Raw genomic sequence first — 13,993 nt, forward strand, 5'->3', positions numbered from 1 at the left:
CGGGCGGGGTCTTCTCGTTGCGGAGGATACGGGATTTGAACCCGTGAGGGGGTTAACCCAACACGATTTCCAGTCGTGCGCACTAGGCCACTATGCGAATCCTCCGTGGAGAAGCCTACCCAACGGGTGAGGCCCGACCAAAACGGCTGGTCACCGGGTTGGCTTGAGTTCGATGACCAGGGTCGGCGCGTCGCCTCGCTCCAGCTCCGAGCCGTGGTCGACCAGGTCGCCCAGCACGCCCGCGTCGGCCAGGCCGTCGGCGCAGGCCATCACGGTCGCCGCCACGTGGTCCGGGTCGCGGCGGTGGCCGTCCGGGACGGTCCACCTCAGGCGCAGCGTGCACGGGCCGAGCGGGGGGACGCCGGTGGCGCGGGCCAGGGTCGCGGTCGCGGTGCGCAGGTCGCTGAGCGCTTGGACGCGGTGGCGCGGGTCGGTGGGCAGGCGGGCGTCGGGCAGGACGAGCACGGTGCCGCGCCGTTCGGCCGGCTGCGGGAGGGTGGTCTGCCAGTGGGTGACGATGTCGGCGGGCACGATCGGCCGGCTGTGCCGCGGGTAGTGGTCCTGGAGGGCTTCGACGGCGGCCGTCATGGGCACGTCGGTGAGTTGCGCGGCCCACGTCGCGAGGCCGGCGTCGTCCAGGACGGGGAACTCCGGGTCGACGGCCGCCGCGGCGGCCAGCAGGGCGGCTACCTGGGCGCGGTTCACCGCGCTGTCCCCCGGCTCACCGGCACTCCCGGAGCAGCAGGTCGTCCGGGGTGACGTCGAGGGCGTCGGCGAGCTTGCCGAGCAGGGCGGGGCTGGGCGCGCGGTGGCCGCGCTCGATCCCGGACAGCGCGCCTTTGGTGCAGCCGATCTCGGCGGCCAGCTCGGTCACGGTCCGTCGTGACGTCACCCGCAGGTGGGTCAGCCGGGCTCGATCGATCGATAACCTTGTCATGGCACAAACTGTAGACAAACTAACAAACAAAATGGAAGCGGTTTGCCGGAGTTTGCGCAGGTGGTCGACGTTGCGTGCGAGCGCGGAACGGTCCGTGCGCGGAACCTGGTTGAGGGTTTGCGATTGTTTGCGGAAGACTCGCCCCATGACCCAGTCGGAGGACGGCGCGGACCGACTGCCGGACTGGCCGCTGGGTCCGTACTTGCGGCAGGCGCGCCGGGTGGCCGGCCTGTCGGTGGCCGAGGTCGCCCGACTGGCGGAAGTCAGTCACGCGAAGGTGCGGCAGCTCGAACGCGGCTACGCCGTCCGCGACGGCGCCCACTACGCCGTCGGCACCACCAAAACCACAGTTGAACGGGTCGCGCGCGCCGTGGGGGCGGACGTCGCGGAAGCCCTCCGACTGGTCGGGATCGTCGCCGACGACCCGAGCGCGCCCGGCCGCCGGGCGCGACCATTGGACCTGTCCGCGGTGTCCGACGAGGACCTGCTGACCGAGATCGCGCGCCGGTTCGGCGCACGGCACCGGGACTGAGCGCGACGGAACCCGACGGTCCCGGGGACGAGGGCCCGGGACCGGGACCGCGCGGAACCACGGCTGGAGGGACGAGTGCCGCCCGTTGATGCGGAGTGCTACGTGTGCTCGTCGGCGTCCGGCGAGCGCCTGCACCTGTGGTTGAAGGCCCTGCCGGGCGGTGGCGTCTGGGCGTGGCTGGCGGAGAGCGCGCTGCCGGCGGTCGAGTTCACCCGCGAGGAGTCCGACCGGCTGCTGACCCTGTGGGCCGACCTGCGCCGGATGCTGCACGCCGGGGAGAGCAGCGACCAGCTCCGCTGCGTCGTCGTGACCGAGGTGGACAGTCGACAGCGGACCGTGCTCGTGTACGGCCTCCAGGAGGGGTTCATCACGTACTGGCGCGTCGGCGAGCCGCGCGACCCGGTGCTGCTGGACCTCAACGCGATGGACGAGCTGATCGAGGCGTGGACCGACGTGCGCACCTGACGCCTGACGACGCAGCCCGGCCCGTCCGAGCGCCGAACCCACGACGGTCACTTCCGCCGACGGGGTGTCGCAGGTCCACCCTGGTCCAAGGCGGCCTGTGTTCACCGTGCTGCACTCGCTGCCGCGCCCGGTCTGCTGGCCGTGGCGGTGGGTGTGCCGGGTCTGTCGCCGGCGGCTCCGGGAGACCGGCTACACTCATCGTGGACCTCGTGCGGCACACATCTCGCGAACCTCCCCAGGGCCGGAAGGCAGCAAGGATAAGCGGGCTCTGGTGGGTGCACGGGGTCCCCTTTTCGTGTCGGACCCCTTCGGTAGGGTCTGCCCCGTGGCGCTCGCCCTCTACCGCAAGTACCGGCCGGCAACCTTCGCGGAGGTGGTCGGGCAGGAGCACGTCACCGACCCGTTGCGCACGGCGCTCGGGGCGGGGCGGGTCAACCACGCGTACCTGTTCTCGGGTCCGCGCGGGTGTGGCAAGACGTCTTCGGCCCGGATCCTCGCCCGCTCGCTGAACTGCGTGAACGGGCCGACGCCCGATCCGTGCGGCGAGTGCAACTCGTGCATCGGCCTCGCGCCCAACGGCGTGGGCAGCGTCGACGTGGTGGAGCTGGACGCCGCGTCGCACGGTGGTGTGGACGACGCGCGCGAGCTGCGCGACAAGGCGTTCTACGCGCCGGCGGAGTCGCGCTACCGGGTGTTCATCATCGACGAGGCGCACATGGTCACGACGCAGGGCTTCAACGCCCTGCTCAAGATCGTGGAGGAGCCGCCGGAGCACCTGATCTTCATCTTCGCCACCACCGAGCCGGACAAGGTGCTGCCGACCATCCGGTCGCGGACCCACCACTACCCGTTCCGGCTGATCCCGCCGTCCTCGATGCGCGCGCTGCTGGAGCGCAACTGCGCGGCCGAGGGCGTCGCCGTGGAGCCCTCGGTGTTCCCGCTGGTCATCCGGGCGGGTGGTGGCTCGGCGCGGGACACCCAGTCGGTGATGGACCAGCTGCTGTCCGGTGCGGGGCCCGACGGCGTCAAGTACGAGCGGGCGATCTCGCTGCTCGGCGTGACCGACGTGGCGTTGATCGACGACGTGGTGGACGGCCTGGCCGCCCGGGACGGCTCGGCCGTGTTCGGCACGGTCGACCGGCTGGTCGACGCGGGGCACGACCCGCGCCGGTTCGCCTCCGACCTGCTCGACCGGCTGCGCGACCTGGTGCTGCTGCACGCCGTGCCGGACGCCGCCGACCGGGGACTGGTGTCCGCGCCGGACGACGTGCTGGCCAAGATGGTCGCCCAGCGCGAGGCGACCCGGCCCGCGACGGTCACCCGGTGGGCGGAGATCCTGCACCAGGGGCTGACCGAGATGCGCGGCTCGACCGCGCCCCGGCTGCTGCTGGAGCTGGTCACCGCCCGGATGCTGCTGCCCTCGGCGAGCGACACCGAGGCGGCGCTGCTGCAACGGCTCGAACAGCTGGAGAAGCACGGCCCACCCGCCGGCGCGGTCGCCGCACCCGCGAACCCCGCTCCGGCGAGCCCTGCCGCTCCGGTCGCCAGTGGATCGACGGGCGGCGGCTCGGTGGGCGGCGGATCGGCGGGCGGTGCGCCGGAGAGCAGCCGGACCTTCCAACGCCCCTCGCAGCGCCCTTCCGCACCCGCCGAGCAGCCCCCCCAGGCCGCACCGACCCAACCGCCGGCCGAACCCGTCCAGGCCCAGCCGGCCGCCGCGCCGAGCCCGGCCGACGCGACCCCGCACGCCGAGCCCGAACCCGACACGACCCCACCAAGCCCGGCCGCCCCACCAAGCCCGGCCGCCTCGCAGAACCAGGCCGGATCGCAGAACCAGGCCGGACCGGAGGACCAGACAGCGCCCGAGGTCGCGCCGGAGCAGAGCGCCGAGCCCGCCACCGGCGGTGCGCCGGGCGCGGACGCGGCGGAGATCCGGCGGCGGTGGCCCGACCTGTGCGGGATCGTGCGCGGGATCGCCGGTCCCAGCGCCGGCGCGCTGCTCACCAGCGCCACGGTCAGCGACGTGGTCGGCACGTCGGTCACGGTCAGCCACAAGTCGGTCCCGCTGGCCCGCCGGCTCGCCGAGCCGCGCAACGTCGACGCCATCGCGTCGGCGTTCGGCCAGATCTTCGGCGGCACCTGGCAGGTCACCTGCGTGCACGGCGACGCGGCACCGGCCGCCGCCCGCCCGCCGCAGCAGGCCCGCGCGCAGCGGCCCGCGCCGACCCGGCCCAGCCAGGCGGCGCGCACGCCGGAACCGGTCGACGAGGAGGAGATGTTCGCCGAGGCCGCCCGGCCGGGCGACGAGGAGACCGGCGAGCGCCTGGACCCCGAGGCCGTGGTGCTCAAGCTGCTCGCCGAGCAGCTGGGTGCTCGGCCGCTGAAGAGCTGATCGACGCGGCTACCCTGGTGGCCTGACCACGAGCGAGAGGAACCCGCGGTGCAACCCGGTGGGCCGAACATGCAGCAGATCCTCCAGCAGGCGCAGAAGATGCAGCAGCAACTCGCCGTCGCCCAGCAGGAGCTGGCCGACGCCGAGGTGACCGGTACGGCGGGCGGCGGCCTGGTGACCGCCGTGGTGTCCGGCAACGGCGAGCTCAAGAGCCTCGACATCGACCCGAAGGCGGTCGACCCGGACGACGTCGAGACGCTGTCCGACCTGGTCGTCGCGGCCGTGCGGGACGCCAACCGGGCCGCGCAGGAGCTGGCGGCGCAGAAGATGGGCCCGCTCGCGTCCGGCATGGGCGGCTTGGACGACATGGGCGGCCTCGGCGGGCTGTTCGGCTGATGTACGAGGGGCCGGTCCAGGACTTGATCGACGAGCTCGGCAGGCTGCCGGGCGTCGGTCCCAAGAGCGCCCAGCGCATCGCCTTCCACCTGCTCGCGGCGGACCCGGCCGACATCGGCCGGCTCCAGGACGCCTTGCAGAAGGTCAAGGACGGGGTGGTGTTCTGCGACGTGTGCGGCAACGTCTCGGCCGAGGCGACCTGCCGCATCTGCCGCGACCCGCGCCGCGACCTGACCCTGATCTGCGTGGTCGAGGAGCCGAAGGACGTGCTGGCGGTCGAGCGGACCCGCGAGTTCAAGGGCCGCTACCACGTGCTGGGCGGCGCGCTGGACCCGCTGTCCGGGGTGGGGCCCGACCAGCTGCGGATCCGGCAGCTGCTGACCCGGATCGGCACGGACGTCAACGAGATCATCATCGCCACCGACCCGAACACCGAGGGCGAGGCGACCGCGACCTACCTGGTGCGGATGCTGCGCGACTTCCCCGGCCTGACCGTGACGCGGCTCGCGTCCGGGCTGCCGATGGGCGGCGACCTGGAGTTCGCGGACGAGCTCACCCTCGGCCGGGCGCTGTCCGGCCGGCGCAGCATGTGAGGCTGGTCGCGGTCGACGGGCCGTCCGGGTCGGGCAAGTCGACCTACTCGGCGGAGCTGGCCGCCGGGCTCGGCGCGGTCCTGGTGCCCACCGACCACTTCGCGACCTGGGACGACCCGGTGTCGTGGTGGCCGCGCCTGCTCTCCGGCGTGCTCGAACCGCTCTGGGCGGGCCGCCCGGCGCGCTACCGGCGCATGGACTGGTCGGCGGGGTGGCCCCGGCTCGGCGACGAGGTGACCTTCGACGTGCCGGGAGTCCTGGTGCTGGAAGGGGTCTCGGCGGCCCGCCGGTCGATCGCCGACCGGCTGGACGAGGCCGTCTGGGTCGAGCACCCGGACCCGGAGCAGCGGCTGGCGCGGGCGGTGGCGAGGGACGGCGAGCGCAGCCGCGCCCACCTCGTGCGCTGGCAGGCGTTCGAACGGGGCTGGTTCGCGGTGGACGGCACCCGCGCCCGCGCCGACCGGGTCGTCACGACCGGCTGAGCCCCTCCAGCGACGCCCGCACCGGGCCGGCCTCCGGCGAGCCGATCGCGGTGAACCACTCCAGCGCGGTGCTCCAGTGGCCGCGCGCGGTCTCCCGGTCGCCGGTGGCCGCCGCCGCGTCGCCCGCCAGGTGCTCGGCCCGCGCCTGGACGAACCGCTGGCCGGTGCCGCGGCTGAGGTCCAGCGACCGCTTGGCGAAGTCCACCGCCTGCGCCACGTCGCCCAGGTCCAGCCAGACCCGGCCGACCAGCGCCAGCGCGCCGACCTCGGCCAGCCGCAGCCGGTACCGGACGGCGCCGTCGAGCGCTTGGTTCGCCGAGTACTTGGCCTCGTCCGGCCGGCCCGCCGCGCGGTGCGCGTGGGCCAGGCCCTGGCGGGCCGCGCACAGGCCCCACGGGTAGCCGGTCTCCTCGGCGATCCGCAGCGCCTCGGTGTGCCGCTGCACGGCCTCCTCGGTGCGCCCCACGCCGTGCATGGCCTCGCCGAGCGCGTTCTTCGCGTCGCACACGCCCTTGAGGTTGCCCAGCTTCTCCGCCATCGCCAGCGCCCGGGACGCCTCGGAGATCGCGTCCGCGTACCGCCCGCGCATCACGTAGGTGTGCGCGAGGCCCTCGTGCGGGATGTGGGCGAAGCCGCGCGCGCCGACCCGCTCGTACAGCTCGCCGGCCCGCTCGTGCAGTTCGGCGGCGCGCTCGGGCTGGCCCTGGAACAGGTACACCTCGGCCAGCGACCGGTAGCTGTCGGCCTGGGTGATCCACACGCCGAGCCGGTTGCCGACCTCCAGCGACTGCTCGAACGACGACATCGCCCGGTCGAGCTGGCCGAGCTGGAGGTAGACGCCGCCCAGGTTGATGTGCGCGATGCCCTCCTGTTGCAGCGCCCCGATCTCGCGGGTGATCACCAGCGCCCGCTCCAGGCAGTCCGCCGCGGTCTCCAGCTCGCCCAGGTCGACGTAGACGCCACCGAGGTTGATCAGCACCCCGGCCTCGGCGATCGGCGCGGCCCCGGTGCGCTGCTGGATCGGGATGGCGCGGCGGAAGTAGTCGACGGCGACCCGGTGCTGGCCGATCACCCAGTACAGGGTGCCCAGCGAGGCCAGCATCGCGACCTCGCCGACCGGGTCCCCGATCGCCTGCGCCACCGAGAGCCCGGCCTTGGCGGTGGCCAGCCACTCCACCGGCAGGCCCTGCGAGTAGAAGTAGCGGCGCAGCGCGTCGGCGAGCTGCCAGCAGTCGGTGTCGGGCTGCCGGTCGGCGGCGTGCAGCACCAGGGCGACCAGGTTCGCCCGCTCGGCGTCCAGCCAGGCCAGCGCCTCGGCGGGGGTGGAGAACAGCCGGGGGGTCACGCCGGTCACCGTCGACTCGCGCGGCAGCCGCAGCATGCTCGCCTTGACGGCCTCGGTCGCGTTGTCCACCGAGCGGATCGACCAGTCCAGCAGCCGGCGGTGCGCGAGGTCGCTCTCGGCCGGCCCGTCGTCGAAGGCCAGCCGCTCGGCCGCGTAGTCCCGCAGCAGGTCGTGGAACTGGTAGCGGCCGGGCGCGTGGTTGTCGACCAGGTTCGCGGTGGCCAGCCGGTCGAGCCGGCGCCGGGCGTCCTGGGTGGTCAGCCCGCCCAGCGCCGCCGCCACGTCCGGCGTGATGTCGCCGGGCGCCAGGCTCAGCAGCCGGAACAGCGTGGCCAGCTCGGGTTTGAGCGCGGTGTAGGACAGGTCGAAGGCGGCGTGCACGGCGGCCCGCTCGTCGCCCTCCACGGCCAGCGCGGCGAGCCGGTTGCCCGCCCGCAGCTCCTCCACGTAGGAGGCGATGGTGGTCTCCGGCCGGGACAGCAGGTTCGCCGCCGCGATCCGCAGCGCCAGCGGCAGGTGCGCGCACAGCTCGGCCAGCTCGACCGCCGCCTCGGCCTGCCGGGCCACCGCCTCCTCGCCGAGCATCCCGGCCAGCAGCGCCCGGGTCTCCTCGCGGTCGAGCACGTCGAGCCGCACGTTGGACGCGGCGTGGCTGACCGCCAGCCCGCGCAGGGTGTCCCGGCTGGTCACCAGGACCGCGCAGCCCGGCGAGCCGGGCAGCAGCGGCCGGATCTGCTCGGCGTTGGCCGCGTTGTCCAGCACCAGCAGCACCTGCTGGTCGGTGAGCCGGGAGCGGAACATCGCCTCCTGCTCGTCCTGGTCCAGCGGCACGGACTCCGGCGGCACGCCCTGCGCGCGCAGGAACCTCGGCAGCACGTCCACCGCGTTGAGCGGCGGGCCCTGGGCGTAGCCGCGCAGGTTCACGTAGAGCTGCCCGTCCGGGAAGTGCCGGCGCATCTTGTGCGCCGCGTGCACGGCCAGCGCGGTCTTGCCCACGCCCGGCGGCCCGGCCAGCGTCACCACCGGCACGCCCTGCGCGGTGCGCAGCAGCGCCTCGATCAGCTGCACGGCCTGCTCGCGCCCGACGAAGTCGCCGATGTCGGCGGGCAGCTGCGAGGGCACCACCCGGTCGCGCTGGGCGGGGGCGGCCGACCCGAGGTCCAGCGCCGGCGCGCCGGCCAGCACCTGCTGGTGCACGCGGCGCAGCTCGTCGCCGGGGTCGATGCCCAGCTCCTCGGCCAGCAGCCCGCCGACCTTGCGGTACGCGCCCAGCGCGTCGGCCTGCCGGCCGGACCGGTACAGCGCCACCATGAGCTGGGACCAGAGCCGTTCGCGCAGCGGGTGCTCGCCGGTCAGCCGGTACAGCTCGGGCACCAGCTCGGCGTGCCGGCCCAGCTCCAGGTCGACCTCGACGCGGCGCTCCTCGGCGTGCAGCCGGCGCTCGCCGAGCCGGGCGACCTCGTCGCGGTGCAGCACCTCGGACGGCACGTCCACCATCGCCGGGCCGCGCCACAGGCCCAGGGCGGCGGTGAAGATCGCCGACGCCGACTCCAGCCGGCCCGCCGAGCGCTCCTGCTCGCCCTCCTCGACCAGCTGCTCGAACCGGACCACGTCGATGGTCCGCTCGTCCACGTCGATCAGGTAGGCGTCGGGGACGGTGCGGATCGGCACGGCCGGTCCGAGGACCTGCCGAAGTCTCATCACGTAGGTCTGCAACGTGCCGCGCGCCCGCGCGGGCGGGTCCGCGCCCCAGATGTGCTCCGCGAGCTCGTCCACCGACACGCTGGAGCCGGCCCGCATGAGCAGCGAGACGAGCAGCGACCGCTGACGACCTGCGCGGACCACCACCTGCTCGCCGTCGACCAGCACCTGCAACGGCCCGAGGACGCGGAACTCGACCTGTGGGCCCATCCCCGACCTCCCCTCCGCCTGCGTGCGGCTTTCTGTTGTCCGTTGTACAGCGTAGGAGAGCGTTTGCCCGACGGGTCGTCGTCACGTTGGGTCAGCGAACGTGCGCCAGAGGTACGAGAATGCCCATTCACGTGGCCGGATCGTGACCTGTGTTACCACTGAAGGGTTGTGGTGACCGGTTAGGGTCGCTGACCACACCGTGAGATCCCGGATTTCCACTAGGGGTGTTTGATGGCTCATTCCCGAACGGCCCGGCGCCGCTGGACGGCCGCGATCGGCCTGACCGGCGTCGCCGCGCTCGCACTGTCCGCTTGCGCGCAATCCGACCGCGGTGACGAATCGGGTTCCGGCAAGACCGGCGGCACGCTGACCTTCGGTGCGGCCGGTGCTCCCAAGCTGTTCGACCCGTTCTACGCCACGGACGGCGAGACCTTCCGCGTCTCCCGGCAGATGTACGAGGGCCTGGTCGGCTTCAAGGCGGGCACCGCCGACGTCGAGCCCGCCCTGGCGACGAAGTGGGAGTCGTCGACGGATGGCAAGACGTGGACGTTCACACTCAAAGAAAATGTGAAATTCCACGACGGCACTCCGTTCAACGCTGAAGCGGTGTGCGTCAACTTCAACCGTTGGTACAACCAGAAGGGCGCCGCGCAGAGCGAGGCGGTTTCGCAGTACTGGCTGGACAACTTCGGCGGCTTCGCGGACACCCCGGACAAGCCGTCGCTGTTCAAGTCGTGCGCGGCCAAGGACCCGAAGACCGCGGTCGTCGAGTTGACCTCGGCGACTTCGCAGTTCCCGTCGGTGCTGGGCTTCACGTCGTTCTCGATCTCCAGCCCCGAGGCGCTCAAGAAGTACGACGCGGACAACGTCGTGGCGGCCGGTGACGCGTTCACCTACCCGGCCTACGCCAACGAGCACCCGACCGGCACCGGACCGTTCAAGTTCGGGAAGTTCGACAAGGCCAACAACGTGGTGGAGATCGTCCGCAACGACGACTACCACGGCACCAAGGCCAAGCTGGACAAGGTCGTCTTCAAGATCATCCCCGACGAGACCGCCCGCAAGCAGGCGCTCAAGGCCGGCGACATCGACGGCTACGACCTGCCCAACGCCGCGGACTGGGCCGGGCTCAAGAGCGACGGCTTCGACGTCAAGGTGCGCCCGCCGTTCAACGTGCTGTACCTGGGCATCAACCAGCTCAACAACCCGAAGTTGCAGGACCTCAAGGTCCGCCAGGCGCTCCAGTACGCGATCAACCGCGAGCAGCTGGTCAAGTCGCAGCTGCCCGAGGGCGCGACGGTCGCCACCCAGTTCATGCCGCCGACGGTGGACGGCTACGACAAGTCGCTGACCGCGGTCAAGTACGACGTGGACAAGGCCAAGTCGCTGCTGGCCGAGGCCGGCGCGTCCGACCTGACGCTGAAGTTCTACTGGCCGACCGAGGTCACCCGGCCGTACATGCCCAGCCCGAAGGACCTCTACGGCGCGATCGCGGGCGACCTGCAGAAGGCCGGCATCAAGGTCGAGACGACCAGCAAGCCGTGGAACGGCGGCTACCTGACCGACGTCGACAACGGCGAGCCGGACATCTTCCTGCTCGGCTGGACCGGTGACAACGGCACCGCCCACAACTGGGTCGGCACGTTCTTCGGCCGCACCGACAACCGGTTCAACACCGGCAAGTCGCCGTGGGGCGCGACCCTGGCCGACGCGCTGGCCGCGGCGAACGCCGAGCCGGACGCCGCCAAGCGGACCAAGCAGTACGAGGAGCTGAACAAGAAGCTGATGGAGGAGTACCTGCCCGCCATCGCCATCTCGCACTCCCCGCCGGCCATCGTGTTCAAGAAGGAGATCCAGGGCGTCACGCCCAGCCCGCTGACCGACGAGCGGTTCGGCTCGGCCTCCAAGGGCTGAGGACCGCGATAGGGACAACGGGGTAGCTCAATGCTCCGCTACACGATCCGACGGCTCATCCAGCTGGTCGGCGTGGTGCTGGTGCTGTCCCTGCTGCTCTTCGCGTGGCTGCGCGCTCTCCCGGGTGGGCCGGTTTCGGCCCTCCTGGGGGAGCGCGCCACGCCCGAGTCGCGGGAAGCCCTCACCCGGCAGCTCGGCTTGGACCAGCCGATCGTCACCCAGTACTTCAAGTTCCTCGGCCGCGCGTTGTCCGGCGACTTCGGCACCTCGACCGGTGTCCAGCCCGGCGACTCGGCCATGGAGATCTTCCTCCAGCGGTTCCCCGCCACCATCGAGTTGAGCTTCCTGGCGATCGTGATCGCCATCGCGTTCGGCATCCCGCTGGGCTACATGGCGGCCAAGCGGCGCGGCGGCTGGTTCGACAACCTCAGCGTCGGCGGCTCGCTGATCGGCGTGGCCGTGCCGGTGTTCTTCCTGGCCTACGTGCTCAAGGACACCCTGTCCGCGGCGCTGGGCCTGCCCACCGAGGGCCGCCAGGACGCGATCAGCGCCACCCGGGTGACCGGGTTCTTCGTCTTCGACGGCGTCATCACCCAGGAGTGGGACGCCGCCTGGAACGCGATCGAGCACCTGATCCTGCCCGCGATCGCGCTGTCCACCATCCCGTTCGCGGTGGTCTTCCGGATCACCCGGGCGGCCGTGCTCGACGTCCTGGAAGAGGACTACGTGCGCACCGCCGAGTCGAAGGGCCTGACCGCCCCGACCATCCGGCGGCGGCACGTGCTGCGCAACGCGATGCTCCCCGTGGTCACCACCATCGGCCTGCAGACCGGTGCCCTGCTGGCGGGCGCCGTGCTGACCGAGAAGGTGTTCTCGCTGCCGGGGGTCGGCCAGGCGCTGGCCATCGGCTTCGAGAGACGGGACTACCCGGTACTGCTGTTGCTGATCATCATGGCCACGGTCGTCTACGTGGTGGTCAACCTGCTGGTCGACCTCTCGTACGCGTTCATCGATCCGCGGATCAGGACGAGGTAGCCGCGATGGTCACTCCCACCAAGAAACTCGGGCGCAAGAAGGACCGGATCGACGCGCTGGCCGCGTCGAGCGCCGACGACGCCGGGGTCAGCCTGGCCGCCAGCGCCTGGCGGACGCTGCGCCGCAGCCCGGTGTTCCTCACCGGCGCGGTCATCATCGGCCTGTTCGTGCTGGTCTCGCTGCTCGCGCCGTGGTTGGCGCCGCAGGACCCGTCCGAGCCGATGCTGATCGACCAGGTGGTCAAGGCCCGCAACGAGATCCCGGCACCCCAGCCGGGTCACGTGCTGGGCGGCGACCTGCAGGGCCGGGACTTCTTCTCCCGGCTGCTGGTCGGCTCGCAGCAGACGCTGATCGTCGGCGTGCTGGCCACCATCATCGGACTGGCCGGCGGGCTGACGCTGGGCACGCTGGCCGGCGCGTTCGGCGGCTGGGTCGACTCGGTCGTCATGCGGGTCGTCGACGTCATGCTGTCGCTGCCGAGCCTGCTGCTGGCGTTCAGCATCAGCGCGCTGTTCGCCCGCCCCAACCAGTTCACCGTCATCGTCGCGGTGGCGGTGGTGCAGATCCCGGTCTTCGCCCGGCTGTTGCGCGGCTCGATGCTCGCGCAGCGGCACAGCGACCACGTCCTCGCGGCCACCGCGCTGGGCGTGAAGCCGGGCGCGATCGTGTTCCGGCACATGCTGCCCAACTCGCTGGGCCCGGTGATCGTGCAGTCCACGCTCGTGCTGGCCACGGCCATCATCGACGCGGCGGCGCTGTCGTTCCTCGGCCTGGGCAACCCCGACGACCGGATCCCGGAGTGGGGCCAGATGCTCGGCGACGTGCAGAACGTGTTCGACACGCACCCGCACCTGGCCGCGTGGCCCGCGGGCTGCATCATCGTGGTGGCGCTGGGTTTCACGCTCATGGGCGAGACCCTGCGCGAAGCCCTCGACCCCAAGAGCAGGCGGTGAGTCATGGCGTTGCTGGAAGTGCGTGACCTCACCGTGGTTTTCGAGCGCAAGGGGGAGCAGCCCTTCACCGCCGTCGACCACGTGAGCTTCGACGTGGAGCCGGGCCAGACCGTGGGCCTGGTCGGCGAGTCCGGGTGCGGCAAGTCGGTCACCTCGCTGGCCGTGATGGGCCTGCTGCCCAAGCGCGGCGCGCGGGTCAGCGGGACCGTGTCCTACGAGGGCGCGAACCTGCTGTCCCTGTCGGACAGGGAGATGCGCGACCGGCGCGGCCGCGACCTGGGCATGGTGTTCCAGGACCCGCTGTCCTCGCTGAACCCGGTCATCCCGATCGGCGTGCAGGTGACCGAGGTGCTGGAGCGGCACCGGGACATGTCGCGCAAGAAGGCCATGGTCGAGGCGGCGGAGCTGCTGGACAAGGTCGGCATCCCCGACCCGACCCGGCGGCTGACCGAGTACCCGCACCAGCTCTCCGGCGGGATGCGGCAGCGCGCGCTGATCGCGATCGCGCTGGCGTGCCGGCCGCGGCTGCTCATCGCCGACGAGCCGACCACCGCGCTGGACGTGACCATCCAGGCGCAGATCCTGGCCCTGCTGAAGGAACTCGTGCAGGACCTGGGCACCGCGCTGGTGATGATCACGCACGACCTGGGTGTCGTGGCCGGGCTGTGCGACGAGGTCAACGTCCTGTACGCCGGTCGGGTCGTGGAGAAGGCGCAGCGGCACGAGCTGTTCGCGCAGCCGCGCCACCCGTACACGCACGGGCTGCTGGCCTCGATCCCGAGGCTGGACGCGCCGCGCGGCGAGAAGCTGCACCCCATCAAGGGGTCCGTGGCCGACAACATCCCGTGGGACCACGGGTGCGCCTTCGCGCCGCGGTGCCCGAACGCGCTGGACGTGTGCGTCCGGATCACGCCCGAGCAGGAGGACCTGGGGTCGGGCAGGTTGTTGCGCTGCCACAACCCGGTCCAGCCCACGGTGCCCGAGGAGGTGTCGGCATGAGTTCGCTCAGCGACGCGGCCGCGGTGCCCGACGGGTCGG

Annotated in this window: 13 protein-coding genes, 1 tRNA gene and 1 other RNA gene; 11 read left to right on the forward strand and 4 right to left on the reverse strand. The window is 72.2% G+C overall.

What is annotated here, in order from left to right; translation table 11 throughout:
• Positions 1-20 precede the first annotated feature (20 nt).
• From BN6_RS01145 to BN6_RS45215, 3 genes are all read right to left on the reverse strand, one after another.
• Positions 21-105 (reverse strand) — tRNA-Ser (locus BN6_RS01145).
• A gap of 45 nt (positions 106-150) precedes the next feature.
• The gene (locus BN6_RS01150; RefSeq protein ID WP_015097680.1) at positions 151-705 is read right to left on the reverse strand and encodes a hypothetical protein; all 555 of its coding nucleotides are present in this window, start codon (positions 703-705) and stop codon (positions 151-153) included.
• Positions 706-721: 16 nt separating this feature from the next.
• Positions 722-937 carry a helix-turn-helix domain-containing protein gene (locus BN6_RS45215; protein WP_015097681.1) on the reverse strand — a complete coding sequence of 72 codons (216 nt, stop codon included), beginning with the start codon at positions 935-937 and terminating at the stop codon, positions 722-724.
• A 145-nt stretch (positions 938-1,082) separates the two neighbouring features.
• Between BN6_RS45215 and BN6_RS43155 the strand changes: the two genes are divergently transcribed.
• From BN6_RS43155 to BN6_RS01180, 7 genes are all read left to right on the forward strand, one after another.
• On the forward strand, positions 1,083-1,469 hold the full coding sequence (locus BN6_RS43155) for a helix-turn-helix domain-containing protein (protein ID WP_051075410.1): 387 nt from the start codon (positions 1,083-1,085) through the stop codon (positions 1,467-1,469).
• 75 nt (positions 1,470-1,544) lie between these two features.
• Complete coding sequence (locus tag BN6_RS01160; protein ID WP_015097683.1) at positions 1,545-1,934, forward strand: hypothetical protein; 390 nt, start codon at positions 1,545-1,547, stop codon at positions 1,932-1,934.
• 199 nt (positions 1,935-2,133) lie between these two features.
• Positions 2,134-2,228, forward strand: an RNA gene (gene ffs, locus BN6_RS42850) — signal recognition particle sRNA small type.
• A 31-nt stretch (positions 2,229-2,259) separates the two neighbouring features.
• Complete coding sequence (locus tag BN6_RS01165; RefSeq protein WP_041311585.1) at positions 2,260-4,326, forward strand: DNA polymerase III subunit gamma and tau; 2,067 nt, start codon at positions 2,260-2,262, stop codon at positions 4,324-4,326.
• Positions 4,327-4,395: 69 nt separating this feature from the next.
• Positions 4,396-4,722 (forward strand): YbaB/EbfC family nucleoid-associated protein, encoded by a 327-nt coding sequence (locus BN6_RS01170; protein ID WP_041311588.1) that lies wholly within the window; start codon positions 4,396-4,398, stop codon positions 4,720-4,722.
• The gene (gene recR / locus BN6_RS01175) at positions 4,722-5,315 is read left to right on the forward strand and encodes a recombination mediator RecR (RefSeq protein ID WP_015097686.1); all 594 of its coding nucleotides are present in this window, start codon (positions 4,722-4,724) and stop codon (positions 5,313-5,315) included. Before BN6_RS01170 ends, recR begins: the two co-directional genes overlap by 1 nt.
• A complete protein-coding gene (locus BN6_RS01180; protein ID WP_015097687.1) occupies positions 5,312-5,797 on the forward strand; it encodes a uridine kinase family protein in 486 nt (161 codons plus the stop codon). The genes recR and BN6_RS01180 overlap by 4 nt, the downstream gene beginning before the upstream one ends.
• On the opposite strand, the gene BN6_RS01185 is transcribed toward BN6_RS01180, so the two are convergent.
• Positions 5,784-9,053 (reverse strand): AfsR/SARP family transcriptional regulator, encoded by a 3,270-nt coding sequence (locus tag BN6_RS01185; protein WP_015097688.1) that lies wholly within the window; start codon positions 9,051-9,053, stop codon positions 5,784-5,786. The genes BN6_RS01180 and BN6_RS01185 overlap by 14 nt on opposite strands.
• A gap of 231 nt (positions 9,054-9,284) precedes the next feature.
• Here BN6_RS01185 and BN6_RS01190 point away from each other — a divergent pair, with 231 nt between their 5' ends.
• Genes BN6_RS01190 through BN6_RS01205 form a run of 4 tightly spaced genes read left to right on the forward strand, consistent with a single transcriptional unit; the run spans position 9,285 to position 13,954 of the window.
• A complete protein-coding gene (locus BN6_RS01190; protein WP_015097689.1) occupies positions 9,285-10,967 on the forward strand; it encodes an ABC transporter substrate-binding protein in 1,683 nt (560 codons plus the stop codon).
• 30 nt (positions 10,968-10,997) lie between these two features.
• Positions 10,998-12,002: an ABC transporter permease gene (locus BN6_RS01195; protein WP_015097690.1), complete on the forward strand. Its 1,005-nt coding sequence runs from the start codon at positions 10,998-11,000 to the stop codon at positions 12,000-12,002.
• 5 nt (positions 12,003-12,007) lie between these two features.
• Entirely contained in the window at positions 12,008-12,955 is a 948-nt protein-coding gene (locus tag BN6_RS01200) for an ABC transporter permease (protein WP_015097691.1), read from the forward strand.
• Positions 12,956-12,958: 3 nt separating this feature from the next.
• Positions 12,959-13,954 carry an ABC transporter ATP-binding protein gene (locus BN6_RS01205; protein WP_015097692.1) on the forward strand — a complete coding sequence of 332 codons (996 nt, stop codon included), beginning with the start codon at positions 12,959-12,961 and terminating at the stop codon, positions 13,952-13,954.
• Positions 13,955-13,993: the final 39 nt, after the last annotated feature.

This window comes from Saccharothrix espanaensis DSM 44229 (genome assembly GCF_000328705.1).
GTDB lineage: Bacteria > Actinomycetota > Actinomycetes > Mycobacteriales > Pseudonocardiaceae > Actinosynnema > Actinosynnema espanaense.

What these genes read in the sequence shown, in the direction of transcription:
- BN6_RS43155 (WP_051075410.1), top strand. Translation starts at nt 1,083, where the DNA reads ATGACCCAGTCGGAGGACGGCGCGGACCGACTGCCGGACTGGCCGCTG.
- recR (WP_015097686.1), top strand. Translation starts at nt 4,722, where the DNA reads ATGTACGAGGGGCCGGTCCAGGACTTGATCGACGAGCTCGGCAGGCTG.
- BN6_RS01190 (WP_015097689.1), top strand. Translation starts at nt 9,285, where the DNA reads ATGGCTCATTCCCGAACGGCCCGGCGCCGCTGGACGGCCGCGATCGGC.
- BN6_RS01185 (WP_015097688.1), bottom strand. Translation starts at nt 9,053, where the DNA reads ATGGGCCCACAGGTCGAGTTCCGCGTCCTCGGGCCGTTGCAGGTGCTG.
- BN6_RS01200 (WP_015097691.1), top strand. Translation starts at nt 12,008, where the DNA reads ATGGTCACTCCCACCAAGAAACTCGGGCGCAAGAAGGACCGGATCGAC.
- BN6_RS01205 (WP_015097692.1), top strand. Translation starts at nt 12,959, where the DNA reads ATGGCGTTGCTGGAAGTGCGTGACCTCACCGTGGTTTTCGAGCGCAAG.
- BN6_RS45215 (WP_015097681.1), bottom strand. Translation starts at nt 937, where the DNA reads ATGACAAGGTTATCGATCGATCGAGCCCGGCTGACCCACCTGCGGGTG.
- BN6_RS01195 (WP_015097690.1), top strand. Translation starts at nt 10,998, where the DNA reads ATGCTCCGCTACACGATCCGACGGCTCATCCAGCTGGTCGGCGTGGTG.
- BN6_RS01170 (WP_041311588.1), top strand. Translation starts at nt 4,396, where the DNA reads ATGCAGCAGATCCTCCAGCAGGCGCAGAAGATGCAGCAGCAACTCGCC.